Source organism: Amycolatopsis sp. NPDC058278, from assembly GCF_042881395.1.
Taxonomy (GTDB): domain Bacteria; phylum Actinomycetota; class Actinomycetes; order Mycobacteriales; family Pseudonocardiaceae; genus Amycolatopsis.
In genome coordinates, this window is record NZ_JBHVXZ010000184.1 from 1 (window position 1) to 13,938 (window position 13,938).

The window sequence follows — 13,938 nt, forward strand, 5'->3', positions numbered from 1 at the left end:
CCCAGCGCCGGGAATCACCCATGCCCAACACAAACCAGCACATCAAATCACCCGCGGCCACCTCACCCCGGCGCCAAGTGAAAGATCGAGGCTAGGGCCTGTATCGAAGTGGGTCAGAGCCATTCGTTGATGGCGGCGATGTGGATGGTGGCTTCGTAGCGGACGGCGAGTTTGATGCCCCTATCGATGTCAAGTGGTCGATGGCAGGTCGGCGTGCTGTGGGATTCGGGCGATGAGTTCGTAGAGTTCGCGCGCGACGTAGCGTTTGAGGCAGCGGATCGCTTCGCGCCGGGTCTTGCCCTCGCGGATGCGTCGGTCGACGTAGGCGCGGGTGCGCAGGTCCCAGCGCAGTCGAGCTATGACGATCATGTAGAGGGCGGAGTTGGCTTGCCGGTCGCCGCCTCGGTTGAGTCTGCGGCGCTGGGTCTTGCCGGAGGACATCTCGATGGGGCTGACTCCGCAGAGTGCCGCAAAGGATGCTTCGCTGGTCAGCCGGTGCGGATTATCGCCGGCGGCCAGGAGCAGGGCTGCGGCGGTGTCGGGACCGACGCCGTATCGCTGCAGCAGCTCGGGTGTGTGGGCGTTGACGGCGTCGGTGATCCGCTGATTCAGATCGTCGACCTCGCGAGTGAGTTCGATGATCCGGCGAGCCAACAGTCGCAGGGTGTATGCGGCGGCTGCCGTCGGCGTGTCGGTCCGGCCGGGGTCAAGCTCGGCGCATCGGTGGATGAGCTTGGGATTGCTGAGTCCGGTCATCGAGTCACGCAGGGCCGGGTCGGCGCCGACGAGGATGGCCTTGAGCTGGTTGATCGCCTGCGTTCGTGACTTGGTGGCCGAGGCCTTGGCCAGCTTGAACAGCCGGATCCGTTCGACGTGGCCGTCGCCGGCCTTGGCGAGGGCGGTAGCTCGGCCGGAGAGGACCGCTCGGGCTGCTGCTTCGGCGTCGATGGCGTCGGTTTTGCCGCGGCGCCGGCGGTGGGCCTTGTCCGGCTGGTTGACCTCGATGACATCGATCCCGGCGCCGAGCAGGTGGCGAGTCAGTGCGGCGCCATAGGAATGGGTGCCCTCGACGCCGGCCTGCCGCACTCGGCCCAGGGTGAGGGCCCAGTCCAGCAGTCGACGGTAGCCCTCGGCGGTGGTGGGGAAACTTCGGCTGTCGAGTAGCGCACCGTGGACGCTGATGACGGCGGCGACATGGATGTCCTTGTGCGTGTCGACGCCAAGAATCACCTCCGGTGAGGTGTCGCCTTGGCTGGTCGCCGATGGGTGGGAGATGCTGGGCACGGTTGTTCGGCTCCTGAGGGCTCGGGAACGGATGGCCGTCGCCGGGCCGGCAGGGATGGTCGGGACTGTGATGGCGCCTTGTTAGCGGCAAGGCCCCTATCGGGACACGTCCCGCTGGTCCGGTGGCAGCAAGCACCGCCCGGAACCCGAGTCGACAGATCAAACTCAAGGCACCACAGGCCCGTCGTAGCGCGGGTCAGACCCGAGCTCCAGGCGGCACCAGATCATCCTCACAGTCGTAGCGGGTGGCCACCCCGCGGTGGCGTTTGAGCCGGTTGATACCGCACTCCACAGCGTGACGCTGCTTGTAGATCTCGGGGTCGAAGGCTGGTGGCCGACCGCCCTTCGACCCCTTGGCCTTGCGGTGCGCGTCCTGATCAGCCTTGCTCGGGATGGTCGCCTTGATCCCGCGTCTGCGCAGGTGAGCCCGGTTGGCCTTCGAGGTGTACGCCTTATCCGCCAGCACCCGATCAGGACGCGTCCGCGGCCGGCCACCGGCCGGACGAGGCACCCGGATACCAGTTAGAACGGGAATGAACTGCGGGCTGTCGCCACGCTGCCCGGCGGTCAGCACGATCGACAACGGCTTCTGTCCCTGCTCGCATCCCAGATGCAGCTTCGTGGTCAGTCCGCCCCGTGATCGCCCCAACGCGTGATCCTCAGGTTCGGTGGTGGTCCCGCCCGGCGGCTCGGCCTGCAGATCCCCCTTTTCCGCGCACCCGCCGCATGCTGGTGGGCCCGGGCGATCGTGGAGTCCACGCTCACGTCCCACGTGATCCGCCCCGTTGCCTCAGCCGCGGCCTGCAACGCGGTCAGAATCGCCTGCCAGACACCAGCGCGTTGCCACCGCCGGAACAGCCCATAAACCGCGGCCCAGGATCCATACCCTGCGGGCATGTCCCGCCACGGTGCGCCGGTGCGCACCCGCCACCGGATCCCGTCGATCAACTGCCGTCTGCTCCACAACGACGGCCGACCCGGCCGCGACGGTTCGGGCAGCAACGGCTCCAGCGCTGCCCACTGCTCGTCGGTCAGGTCAAACCGCCCCGCCACCGCTAGGGTGTCCACGAGGTCTCCGGTGTTCAGGTTCTTCTTGGTCGACGAACCACCTACCGGAGACCTCACCCATTCCCGGGCACCAACACGCCAACACCGTCAACTTCAGCTCTCCCTGCCGGAGACGACTTCGATACAGGCCCTAGTGGTCCACGGCCAGTTTCACGCCGAGACCGATGAAGATGCCGCCGGTGGCGACCTCGATGCGGCGCTGGTTCTTCTTTCGCCGGACCCACCCGCCGACGCGGCCGGCGAGGACGCCGACGGTGCCGTCGACGAGGAACTCGAACACGATCATGATCGCGCCGAGGACCGCGAACTGCAGCCAGACGTGGCCTTTCGCCGGGTCGATGAACTGTGGCAGGAAGGCGATGGTGAAGGTGACCATCTTCGGGTTGAGCAGGTTGGTGAGCAGGCCGCTGAGGTAGGCGCGGTCGCTTTTCCGTTCGACGAGCGGCTTGCGGTTCCGGATGGCCTGGACACCCAGGTAGATGAGGTAGGCGGCACCCGCCACCCGCACGACGGTGAAGGCGACGGGCACGGCGGCGAAGAGCGCGGCCAGCCCGGCCGCGGCGACGGCGACGTGGATGGCTTCGCTGGTGGCGACCCCGGCGGTGGCGAGCAGGCCGGCCTTCGGGCCGCCGCGCATGCCGCAGCCGAGGATGAAGAGCATGTCCGGCCCCGGGGTGACCATCGCGATCGCGGTGGTGACGAGGAAGGCCAGGAGGAGGTGCTGGTCGACCGGCATGGCTCGATCGTGGCACGCCGGCCGTCCCGCACGAACTCATTTTCCGGCCCGTGAGAGCTCAGCCGCGCACGGCCGCCGCCACCCGAGCCGCGTCTTCGATGCCCCGCTCCGGGGGCTCCTCCGGCAGCGGCAGCAGCACCACCGAACCGCTGCCGGCCTCGTGCAGCGCGCGGACCGCCGCCGCGCAGGTGTCGACGTCGCCGCAGACGGCCAAGCGGTCGATCCACTCCGGACGCAGGCCCGCCGCCAGCTCGTCCACTGTGGACGTCGAGTCCATCAGGGCCAGCAGCTCTCCGGCGAACGGCAAGCCCTCCACCTGCACCCGCGACCCGGGGTTCAGCGACTCCGCGACCGTCCGGCGCGCCCGCTCGCGGTCGCCCAGGGCCAGCCAGTTGTACGTCACCACCGCGTGGTGGGCCGGCGCGCCTCCCGCCGCACGGCCCGGTGCGATGCCCGCCAGCGCCGTCCGGACGAACTCCGGTGGGGCCGGCTCGGCGAGGATCGTGCCGTCCGCCGCCGCACCCGCGACCGCCAGGGACTTCGGGCGGCGGACGCCGGCCACCAGCGGGGGCGGCGACGCCGGCGGGAACACCAGCTCGACCTCGTCCAGGTGCACGTGCCGGCCGTCCATCGAGACCCGCTCGCCCGCCAGCAGCCGCCGGACCGCCACCAGCGTCTCCTCCAGCGCCGCCAGCGGTGACTCCGGGTACGCCCCGATCTGCCGCATCCACGACGCGACGCCGTGGCCGAACCCGGCGATCAGCCGGTCCGGGTGCAGCTCGGCCAGCGCCGCGACCTCCATCGCCGCGATCGCCGGGTTGCGCGCGACCGCCGGCAGCACGCCGATGCCCACCTTGATCGTCGACGTCACCGCCAGCGCCGTCGCGACCGTGGCGACGCCGGCGGCCCAGAAGCAGTCCTCGACCAGCCAGAGCTCGTCGAGCCCCGCGTCTTCGGCCTGGCGCGCGAGGTCGCGCAGCTTGGCCGGCGGCTGCTCGCGGTTGATCCGCACCCCCACGGACGAGGTCGGTGTGTACACGCGCGGCTCCTGTTCAGATCCGGGAAAACGCGGGCGCGTACTCGAACGCGCCCGCCTGGGTGGGTTCGTACGCGGCCAGCGTCCGCGCCTGGAAGTTTCGGCCCCACCACGGCTCCGGAGCCGTGATCGACAGGTCCGCCGCCGCGACGAACCCGAACCGCGAGTAGTAGGCGGGCTCGCCGAGCGGGCCGAGCCCGACCGCGGCCGCGGTGTCGTCGCCGAGCCGGGCCCGGCTGCAGCACACGTGCCCGACGACGGCACCCTCGCGGACGGCGACCAGCGACAGGGCGCTGATCAGGTCGCCTTCGGCGCGGAGTTCGTCGACGAGGGGTGCTTCGACCGGGATGACGCCTGCTTCGCGCCGGAAGGCTTCGCTGTGGACGGCGCGGATCGCGGCCTGGTCGCCAGGCAGCTCACGGCGGATCAGCATGATCGCTACCCTGCCCCGGCCGGCGGTGGACGGCAATCGGGTTTCGGGGCCGTTGTGCGCAGCCCCCGGTTCACCGCCAGCGGAGGGCACTGGCGATTTCGGGTGAACGGCCCGCTCGAGCTGCGCGAATGGCCTAGTGTCCGATTCGTGCAGCAAGGATCTCAGTACCCGTATCCGCAGTACCAGCCGCCGCAGTATCCCGGCTACCCGCCGCCGAAGTCCGGGGGGAAGACGGTGCTGGTCGGCGTGCTCGTGCTGGCCGGGGTGGGTGTCGGCGCGTTCTTCCTGGTGACGGCGGACCGCAGGCAGTCGACGGCCGCGGCGAGCTCGACGGCTCCGGCGGGCGAGGCCGACAAGTACACCTCGCTGCCCCGGTGCAGCGAAGTCGGCAGCCGGATGAACAACTTGCCGCCCCTGTCGAGTGACGGCCCGGCGGAGCCGGCGAGCACCTCGGACGACCAGATCCAGCTTTCGCAGCTGAGCTGCTCGTGGACGAAGTCCGGCTCGTCGTCCGGCACGGTGTCGATGATGCTCGCGAAGTCGCTGCGCCCGGCCTCGGGAGCGGGACCGGGGTACGCGAAGGCGGGTTACGACACCGAAGTGGATCGCGGCGCGAAGCCGATCACCGAGAAGATCGGGAAGGCGACGAAAGCCGTGGACGTCGACTACGACCAGAGCGGCGCCATGCAGTGCGGGGTGCGGTTCTACCAGGGCAACGTCGACGTGACCGTGGTCGTCACGGCCGCCGACACGGCCGACCGGAACCTCGAACGGTGCCGCCGCAACGCGCACAGCCTGGCCAAAGCCGCCTCGGAATCGCTCGGCTGAACACACGAAAAAGGCCTCCTCACGGGCGAACCGTGAGGAGGCCTGTTTCAAGCGATCAGTCGAACGCCTTCGAGATCAGCGCCTTCTGCTCCACTTCGTGCACCTTCGACGAACCGGCCGACGGGGCCGCCATCGGGCGGCGCGAGACGACCTGCAGGCCCGAGAGCACCTCCGGGAACTTCCGGGGCAGGTTCAGGCCGAAGAACGGCCACGCGCCCTGGTTCTCCGGCTCCTCCTGGACCCACGCGACCTGCGTCGCGTTCGTGTAGCGCTCCAGGGCCGCCAGCAGCTTCTTCTTCGGCAGCGGGTAGTACTGCTCGATCCGCACGATCGCGACGTCGTCGGCTTCGCGCTTCGTCCGCTCGGCCACCAGCTCCCAGTACAGCTTCCCGGAGGTCAGCAGCACCTTGCGGATCTTCGACGGGTCCGGGGTGACGTCGTCGATGACGGACATGAAGCGGCTTTCGCCGGTGAAGTCCTCGACCGCCGACGTCGCCGCCTTGTTGCGCAGCATCGACTTCGGGGTGAAGACGACCAGCGGGCGCTGGATGCCGTCGAGGGCGTGGCGGCGCAGCAGGTGGAAGTAGTTCGCCGGGGTGGACGGCACCGCCACCGTCATCGAGCCCTCCGCGCACAGCGAGAGGAACCGCTCGATGCGGCCGGACGTGTGGTCCGGGCCCTGGCCCTCGTGGCCGTGCGGCAGCAGCAGCACGACGTCCGAGCGCTGGCCCCACTTGGCCTCGCCGGAGGAGATGTACTCGTCGATGACGGTCTGCGCGCCGTTGACGAAGTCACCGAACTGCGCTTCCCACATGACCAGCGACTCGGGGTTGGCCACCGAGTAGCCGTACTCGAAGCCGACGGCCGCGTACTCCGACAGCGCCGAGTCGTAGATCATCACGCGACCCTGGCCGTCGGCCAGGTTCTGCAGCGGCGAGTACTCCTGGCCGGTCTTGCGGTCGATGAAGACCGAGTGCCGCTGGGTGAACGTGCCGCGGCGCGAGTCCTGGCCGGACAGCCGCACCAGGCGGCCCTCCATCGCCAGCGACCCGAACGCGAGCAGCTCGCCGAACGCCCAGTCGATGTCGCCCTCGCGGGACATCTTGTGACGGCGTTCCATGACCGGCTTGACGCGCGGGTGCGGCGTGAAGCCCTCCGGCACGTTCACGAACGCATCGCCGATGTGCTCCAGCGTCTTGCCGGTGATCGCCGTCGCGACCTTGGCCGGGACCTGCTGCTCCTCCTCGACCGAGGGGCTCGCCTTCGCCGGGTGCTTCTCCAGCTCCCGGACCTCGTTGAAGACGTGCTCCAGCTGGCTCGAGAAGTCGCGCAACGCGGCTTCGGCCTCTTCGACGGAGATGTCACCGCGGCCGATCAGCGACTCGGTGTAGGTCTTCCGCACCGAACGCTTCGTGTCGATGATGTCGTACATCGCCGGCTGCGTCATCGAGGGGTCGTCGCCCTCGTTGTGGCCGCGGCGGCGGTAGCAGATCAGGTCGATGACGACGTCCTTGTGGAACGCCTGCCGGTACTCGACGGCCAGCTTGGCCACCCAGTGCGCGGCCTCCGGGTCGTCGCCGTTCACGTGGAAGATCGGCGAGCCGATCATCTTCGCGACGTCGGTGGCGTACTGCGACGAGCGCGAGTGCTCCGGCGCGGTCGTGAAGCCGACCTGGTTGTTGACGATCACGTGCACGGTGCCGCCGGTGCGGTACCCGCGCAGCAGCGACAGGTTCAGCGTCTCGGCGACGACGCCCTGGCCCGCGAAGGCCGCGTCGCCGTGCATCAGGACCGGCAGCACGGTGTAGCCCTCGCCGCCCTTGTCCAGGAGGTCCTGCTTCGCGCGGACGATGCCCTCGAGCACCGGGTCCACGGTCTCCAGGTGCGACGGGTTGGCGGTCAGGGAGACCTTCGTCTCGCCGTCGCCGAACATGCGGAAGTACTTGCCCTCGGCGCCGAGGTGGTACTTCACGTCACCGGAGCCGTGCGCCTGGCCCGGGTCGAGGTTGCCCTCGAACTCCTGGAAGATCTGGCTGATCGGCTTGCCGACGATGTTGGCCAGGACGTTCAGCCGGCCGCGGTGCGGCATGCCGATGACGACCTCGTCGAGCTCGTGCTCGGCGGCCTTGTCCAGCAGCGTGTCGAGCAGCGGGATCGCCGTCTCGCCGCCTTCGAGCGAGAAGCGCTTCTGGCCGACGTACTTGGTCTGCAGGAACGTCTCGAACGCCTCGGCGGCGTTCAGCTTCGAGAGCACGTACTTCTGGACCGCGGGGTCCGGCTTCTCGTGCGGGATCTCGACGCGCTCCTGGATCCAGCGGCGCTCCTCGGGGTCGAGGATGTGGGTGTACTCGATGCCGACCGTGCGGCAGTAGGAGTTGCGCAGCACGCCCAGGATGTCGCGCAGCTTCATCCGCTCCTGGCCGGCGAAGCCGCCGACCGGGAACTCGCGGTCGAGGTCCCAGAGGGTGAGACCGTGGGACAGGACGTCCAGGTCGGCGTGGCTGCGCTGGCGGTAGTTCAGCGGGTCGGTGTCGGCCATCAGGTGGCCGCGCATCCGGAACGCGTCGATCAGCTCGATCACGCGGGCGGTCTTGTCGACCGGGCCGTCCGGGATGTCGGCGACCCAGCGGATCGGCTCGTACGGCAGGCGCAGGCTGGTGAAGACGTCGTCGTAGAAGCCGTCCTCGCCGAGCAGCAGCTGGTGGATGCGCTTGAGGAACTCGCCGGACTCCGCGCCCTGGATGATGCGGTGGTCGTAGGTCGAGGTCAGCGTCATGATCTTGCTGATGCCGAGGTCGACCAGCGTCTTCTCGCTGGTGCCCTCGAAGGCGGCCGGGTACTGCATGGCGCCGACCCCGATGATGGCGCCCTGGCCGGCCTGCAGCCGCGGCACCGAGTGGTTGGTGCCGATGCCGCCCGGGTTGGTCAGCGAGATCGTGGTGCCGGAGAAGTCGTCCGCCGTCAGCTTGTTGTTGCGGGCCTTCTTGACGATCTCCTCGTAGGCCTGCCAGAACTGCAGGAACGACATGTCCTCGCAGCCCTTGATCGAGGCCACGACGAGCGTGCGGGAGCCGTCCTTGCCCTTCATGTCGATCGCGAGCCCGAAGTTGACGTGCTCCGGCGTGACCGCGAACGGCTTCCCGTCGATCAGCTGGTAGTGCCGGTTCATGTTCGGGTAGGCCTTCAGCGCCCGCACCATGGCGTAGCCGATGAGGTGCGTGAAGGAGATCTTGCCGCCGCGGGTGCGCTTGAGGTGGTTGTTGATGACGATGCGGTTGTCCGCCATCAGCTTCGCCGGGACCGCGCGCACGCTGGTCGCGGTCGGGACGCTCAGCGAGGCGTCCATGTTCTTGGCGATGGCCGCCGCGGCGCCGCGCAGCTGCTTCGACTCCGGCTCTTCCTTCTTCGCGTCGGCCTTGGGCTCGGCCTTCGCGGCCGGCTTCGGCGCTGCCTTCTGCTCCGGCTTCGGGGCCGCCTTCGCGGGCGCCGCCGTGGCCGGGGCCGACTTGGTCGCCGACTGCTTGGCCGCCGACTCGGCGTTCCGCACCGCTCCGGCCGACGGCTGGGAGGCCTGGCCGTTGGTGGCGGCCTTGGCGTCGGACTGCTGCTGCCGGGCGTTGTCCGCCTTGGCCTGCGCGTTCTGCGTCGGCTTGAAGTCCGCGAAGAAGTCGTGCCAGGCGGCATCGACTGAAGAAGGGTCTGCGAGGAACTGGTCGTACATCTCTTCGACCAGCCACTCGTTAGGGCCGAACTGTGACGCAGGGCTGCTGCTGGACACGGCTGGGGCTCGCCTCTATCCGTCTCGATCTCGATCTTGAATCCGCTGATGCGCCTACCAGGCTAACCCCCTCGGTGACCGCGATGTGATGGAACCGGCCTGTGTGAGGCGAGGCGCACTAGGGTATCGGTCACTGACTCGATCAAGATGTGCTAAGGGAACCTTAAGCGCTGGACCGGGTACAGGGTTCCCGGCCTGCTAAGGCGTCGCCCCGATGACCTCGGCGAGGTCCGCGCCGAGCGGGTACGGCGGCTCGTGCGGCACCAGCTTGACCGCCAGGTGCAGCTGGTCGGTGGCCAGGAGGCCGGCGATGTCCCGCATGACCGGCGTGACGTCGGTGACGGCGGTGATCCACTCGTCGACGTAGTGGTCGACGGCCCCGCCGCTCAAGGCGAGCCGGATCGCCTGGAAGTTCAGCGCCGTGTGGTCGAGGTCTCGCTCCGCTTCCCACTGGACGTGCCCGTGGGCCAGCGCCTGCTCGAAGCCTTCACGGGTGAGTTCGACCGCCAGGATGCGCTCGTGGCCGGGCTTGCGCCCGTTGCCGCTGTCGTGGGCCGCGAGCCGGAACGACGGCGTGACCCGCACCCTCCCGCCCCGCTCGAACGCCTGCTTCTCGAGCGCGGCGTCCGCGACGGCGGGCGAGCAGGCCTGGTAGACCCGGACGGTCGTCTCGGTCTGCGCCGCCCGGACCTGCCGGTCGGGAACCCGCTTCTCTTCGAACATGCCCGCCATGCTCCCAGCGCCCCGGCCGCCGGGCCACGAACTTTCGTGCGCAAGAGGCCATCACCCGTGATCCGGGACGTAACTCGCGTGATTGAGGCCGGAACTCGCGTGATTGAGGCCGGAACTCGCGAGTTCCGGCTCTGATCACGCGAGTTGCGGCTTGGATCACGCGAGTTACGGGTTCAGCCGAGGGCCCAGAGGCGGGCGTAGTGGCTGTTGGCGGCCAGGAGCTCGGCGTGGGTTCCGGTTTCCACGATCCGGCCGTGGTCCAGGACCACGATGCGGTCCGCGCGGGCCGCCGTCGCGAGGCGGTGGGCGACCACGAACGTCGTGCGGCGGCGGGCCACCGTCTCCGTGGCCCGCAGGACCGCCGCCTCCGTCGAGGGGTCCAGGGCCGCCGTTGCCTCGTCGAGCAGGAGGACGTCCGGGTCCACCAGCTCCGCCCGCGCCAAGGCCACCAGCTGGCGCTGGCCCGCCGACAGCGAGCGGCCGCGCTCGCCCACCGGCTGCAGGAAGCCCGAGGACAGGGCCGCGACGCCGTCCAGCGCGCCCACCGCGCGGACCGCCGCCTCGACCTCCGCGTCGGACGCGTCCGGACGGCCGTAGCGGACGTTGTCGGCCACCGTGCCCGAGAACAGGTGGGCTTCCTGCGGCACCACGCCCATCCGGCGCCGCAGGCCGGCCAGCTCGTACTCGCGGACGTCCGTGCCGTCGATCCGGACCTCGCCGCCGGTGACGTCGTAGTAGCGCGCCACCAGCTTCACCGCCGTCGACTTCCCGGCGCCGGTCGCGCCGACGAGCGCGATCGTCTCGCCGGCCGCGACGTCCAGCGAGAACTCCGCCAGCGCCGGGGTCTCGGCGCCGGTGTAGGAGAACTCGACCTCCTTGAACGAGACTTCGCCGCGCAGCCGGGCCGGCACCGCGACCGCCTTCTCCGCCGCCGGCACCGACGTCGGCGTCCGCAGCAGGTCGCCGATGCGGTTCAGGCCGACGCTCGCCTGCTGGTAGCCGTCGAACACCGCCGACAGCTGCTGGATCGGCGAGAAGAACTGCTGCAGGTACAGCAGGAAGGCGAGCAGCACACCGGCCGACAGCGTCCCCGCTGAGACGCGGTTGGCCCCCGCCACCAGCACCGTCGTCGTCGCCAGGTCCGACATCAGCGCCACCAGCGGGAAGTACGTCGCCACGTACCGCTGGGCCCGCAGCCGCGAGCGCCGGTAGTCGTCGCTGCGTGAGGCGAACGCCTCCGCGGAACGGTCTTCGCGCGTGTACGCCTGCGCGACCCGCAGCCCGCTGACGTTCTCCTGCATGTCCGCGTTCACGACGCTGACCCGCTCGCGGGCCTCGTTGTACGCCTTCGACGCCGAGCGCCGGAAGATCACCGTGGCCACCGCCAGCACCGGCACCATCGCCAGCGCGTACAGCGCCAGCCCGGCGTCGGTGACCAGCAGCGCGGCCGTGATCCCGGCCAGCGTCAGCGCGCTGACCACCGCGGTGGCGAGCCCGGTCTGCAGGAACGTCGAGAGCGCGTCGACGTCCGTCGTCATCCGGGTCATGATCTTCCCGGACAGCTCCCGCTCGTAGTAGTCGAGCCCGAGCCGCTGCAGGTGCGCGTAGCTGCGGACGCGCAGCGCGTACAGCACCGTTTCGCCCACCCGTGACGTCAGCCGCGTCTGCGCGAAGACCACCAGCCAGTCGGCCGCGATCACCGCGGCGCCGATCCCGGCGGCCAGCCAGATCATCCACTCGACACCGGTGCGCACCCCGTGGTCGACGCCGAACTGGTACAGCCCCGGCAGCGCGATCGACGCCAGCGCGTCCGCCGCCACCAGCCCGATCACCAGGAACAGGGGCCCGCGGACCGGCCGCAGCAGCCCGGCCAGCCGGAACTTCGGGTCGGGTGCGGTGACGTCCACCTCGGGCAGCCGCGGCTCGTCGACGACGGCCGGCAGCTTGCGCACGCCCTCGATCAGCTCCGGTGTCGGCGGCACGTCCAGGCCGCCGCCCCCGCCGACGAACCCGCTGCTGTTCGGGTCGCCGCTGCGCAGGCGCGCGGCTTCGGCCAGTGCGTCGACCTCGTCGCGGTTCTCGTCCCGCGGCCACAGCGACGGCGTGACCCCACCCGGCCCGCGGTCGAGACCCTCACAGCGGTGCTTCTCTTCGACGTCGTCGCCCGGGCCGGCCACGAGTTCGCGGAACAGCGGGCAGCGCGCCATCAGCTCCGCTTCGGTGCCGACGTCGACGACGCGGCCCTCGTCCAGCACCGCGATCCGGTCGGCCAGGGCGAGGGTGGAGCGCCGGTGGGCGATCAGCAGCGTGGTCCGGGCCGCGGTGACCGACCGCAGGGTGTCGTGGATCGCCGCTTCGGTGACGGTGTCGATGGCCGAGGTCGCGTCGTCGAGGACCAGGATCCGCGGGTCGGTGATCAGGGCCCTGGCCAGCCCGAGCCGCTGCCGCTGCCCGCCCGAGAGCGTCAGCCCGCGCTCGCCGACCAGCGTGTCGTAGCCGTCCGGCAGCGCGCGGATGAAGCCGTCCGCCTCCGCGGCCTTCGCCGCGGCGACGACCTCCTCCTCGGTGGCGTCCGGACGGCCGTAGGCGATGTTGTCCCGGATCGAGGAGGAGAACAGGAACGCCTCCTCGAACACCACGCCGATCGCCTGCCGCAGCTGCCGCAGCGGGACGTCCCGGATGTCGAGGCCGCCGACCCGCACCGCGCCCTCGTGCACGTCGTAGAACCGGGGCAGCAGCAACGAGATCGTCGACTTCCCCGAGCCCGCGGTGCCGACCAGCGCGAGGGTTTCGCCCGGGTTCGCGGTGACCGAGAGACCGGCCAGCACCGGTTCGCTGCGGGTGTAGCCGAACCGGACGCCGTCGAGCTCCACACCCAGCGGCCCGTCCGGCAGCGGCCGTGCGTCCGGCGCGTCGGCGACCTCCGGCTGCGCGTCGATCAGCTCGTACACCCGCTCGGCGCCGGCGCGGGTCAGCTGGGCCTGCACGACCAGGCCGGAGAGCATCCGGGCCGGGCCGATCAGCGTCGCGAGGTAGGTGGCGAAGGCCAGGAACGTGCCGAGGGTGATGGACCCGTTCAGCGCGAGGACGCCGCCGATCCCGAGCACGGCGACCTGGCCGGCGGCGGGCAGCGCGGCGGTGGTCGCGGTCGGGACCGCCGAGAGCTTCGCCGCGCGAAGCCGCTCCCCGAACAACTTGCGCGCGGTCGCTTCCAGCTTCGAGACTTCCCGCGCCTCCTGGCCGAAGCCCTTGACCACGCGGACCCCGGTGACGGTCTCTTCGACCTGCTGCGCGACGTCCGCCGCGCGCTGCTGCGCCGACCACGTCGCCGGGAAGAGGCGCTTGCGGCTGCGCGCCACGATGATGCCGACCGCGGGCGTGACGACCAGCGCGATCAGCGTCAGCACCGGCGAGAGCCACAGCATCGCGACGAACGACAGCAGCGCGAAGACCACCGAGCCGAAGGACAGCGGGACCTGCATCAGGATCCCGGTCACCAGCTGCAGGTCGGAGATCGCGCGCGAGGCGACCTGGCCGGTGCGCAGGGCGTCCTGCTTGCCGCCGTCCAGCCGCGAAACGGCGTTGAAGACGCGCTGGCGCAGATCGTGCTGCACGTCGAGGGCGAGCTTCCCGCCGAGGTAGCGGCGCGCGAACGCGGTGCCGAAGGCGACCAGCTGCAGCGCGACCAGGAAAACGGCGATCCCGGGCAGCCCGCCGGTCCGCCCGGCCACCGCGTCGTCCACCGCCGTGCGCACCAGCAACGGGCTGGCGGCCTGCACGCCGACGCCGAACGCGGCCGCGAGCAGCGACAGCACGACGAGCACACGGTGCTCCCACGCCGCCGCGGACAGCCGGCGGATCCAGCCGGCTGTCTCGGTGGGTGGGAGCTCTTGACGGGAACGGGGCGGAGCGACGGTCACGTTGTGACAGTAAGCGCCACCACCGACAAAATATTTCCTCGAACGCCGCGAAGGCCACCACGAGCCGCTCGTGGTGGCCTTGGCGGGTGTGGGGAAAAACGTTATCTGTTTGTTTTAAAAAAA

General features: G+C 70.2%; 10 protein-coding genes. 1 reads left to right on the top strand and 9 read right to left on the bottom strand.

All coding sequences use genetic code 11. From position 1 onward, the window contains the following. Window positions 1-189 precede the first annotated feature (189 nt). The 6 genes from ACFVYA_RS46545 to ACFVYA_RS46570 all read right to left on the bottom strand — a co-directional run bounded on the left by ACFVYA_RS46545 (window position 190) and on the right by ACFVYA_RS46570 (window position 4,557). Entirely contained in the window at window positions 190-1,284 is a 1,095-nt protein-coding gene (locus ACFVYA_RS46545; RefSeq protein ID WP_387054588.1) for an IS110 family transposase, read from the bottom strand. A gap of 196 nt (window positions 1,285-1,480) precedes the next feature. After that, window positions 1,481-1,933, bottom strand: coding sequence for an IS5 family transposase (locus ACFVYA_RS46550; protein ID WP_387054589.1), 453 nt, complete (start codon window positions 1,931-1,933; stop codon window positions 1,481-1,483). Next, window positions 1,909-2,409, bottom strand: coding sequence for an IS5 family transposase (locus ACFVYA_RS46555; RefSeq protein ID WP_387054591.1), 501 nt, complete (start codon window positions 2,407-2,409; stop codon window positions 1,909-1,911). The genes ACFVYA_RS46550 and ACFVYA_RS46555 overlap by 25 nt, the downstream gene beginning before the upstream one ends. A gap of 73 nt (window positions 2,410-2,482) precedes the next feature. Next, window positions 2,483-3,088 carry a LysE family translocator gene (locus ACFVYA_RS46560; protein WP_285986055.1) on the bottom strand — a complete coding sequence of 202 codons (606 nt, stop codon included), beginning with the start codon at window positions 3,086-3,088 and terminating at the stop codon, window positions 2,483-2,485. 58 nt (window positions 3,089-3,146) lie between these two features. Then, window positions 3,147-4,127, bottom strand: coding sequence for an LLM class flavin-dependent oxidoreductase (locus tag ACFVYA_RS46565; protein WP_387054594.1), 981 nt, complete (start codon window positions 4,125-4,127; stop codon window positions 3,147-3,149). A gap of 13 nt (window positions 4,128-4,140) precedes the next feature. After that, a complete protein-coding gene (locus ACFVYA_RS46570; protein ID WP_387054596.1) occupies window positions 4,141-4,557 on the bottom strand; it encodes a GNAT family N-acetyltransferase in 417 nt (138 codons plus the stop codon). Between the two features lie 147 nt (window positions 4,558-4,704). Here ACFVYA_RS46570 and ACFVYA_RS46575 point away from each other — a divergent pair, with 147 nt between their 5' ends. Further along, window positions 4,705-5,385: a hypothetical protein gene (locus tag ACFVYA_RS46575; protein WP_387054598.1), complete on the top strand. Its 681-nt coding sequence runs from the start codon at window positions 4,705-4,707 to the stop codon at window positions 5,383-5,385. A 55-nt stretch (window positions 5,386-5,440) separates the two neighbouring features. Here the strand turns inward: ACFVYA_RS46575 and ACFVYA_RS46580 are convergent, their stop codons facing one another. The 3 genes from ACFVYA_RS46580 to ACFVYA_RS46590 all read right to left on the bottom strand — a co-directional run bounded on the left by ACFVYA_RS46580 (window position 5,441) and on the right by ACFVYA_RS46590 (window position 13,815). Then, window positions 5,441-9,163, bottom strand: coding sequence for a multifunctional oxoglutarate decarboxylase/oxoglutarate dehydrogenase thiamine pyrophosphate-binding subunit/dihydrolipoyllysine-residue succinyltransferase subunit (locus tag ACFVYA_RS46580; protein WP_285986051.1), 3,723 nt, complete (start codon window positions 9,161-9,163; stop codon window positions 5,441-5,443). A 198-nt stretch (window positions 9,164-9,361) separates the two neighbouring features. After that, window positions 9,362-9,886 (bottom strand): DUF4291 family protein, encoded by a 525-nt coding sequence (locus ACFVYA_RS46585; protein WP_387054601.1) that lies wholly within the window; start codon window positions 9,884-9,886, stop codon window positions 9,362-9,364. 182 nt (window positions 9,887-10,068) lie between these two features. Further along, window positions 10,069-13,815, bottom strand: a complete 3,747-nt coding sequence (locus ACFVYA_RS46590) for an ABC transporter ATP-binding protein (protein WP_387054603.1) — start codon at window positions 13,813-13,815, stop codon at window positions 10,069-10,071. Window positions 13,816-13,938: the final 123 nt, after the last annotated feature.

What these genes read in the sequence shown, in the direction of transcription:
- ACFVYA_RS46570 (WP_387054596.1), bottom strand. Translation starts at nt 4,557, where the DNA reads ATGCTGATCCGCCGTGAGCTGCCTGGCGACCAGGCCGCGATCCGCGCC.
- ACFVYA_RS46585 (WP_387054601.1), bottom strand. Translation starts at nt 9,886, where the DNA reads ATGTTCGAAGAGAAGCGGGTTCCCGACCGGCAGGTCCGGGCGGCGCAG.
- ACFVYA_RS46560 (WP_285986055.1), bottom strand. Translation starts at nt 3,088, where the DNA reads ATGCCGGTCGACCAGCACCTCCTCCTGGCCTTCCTCGTCACCACCGCG.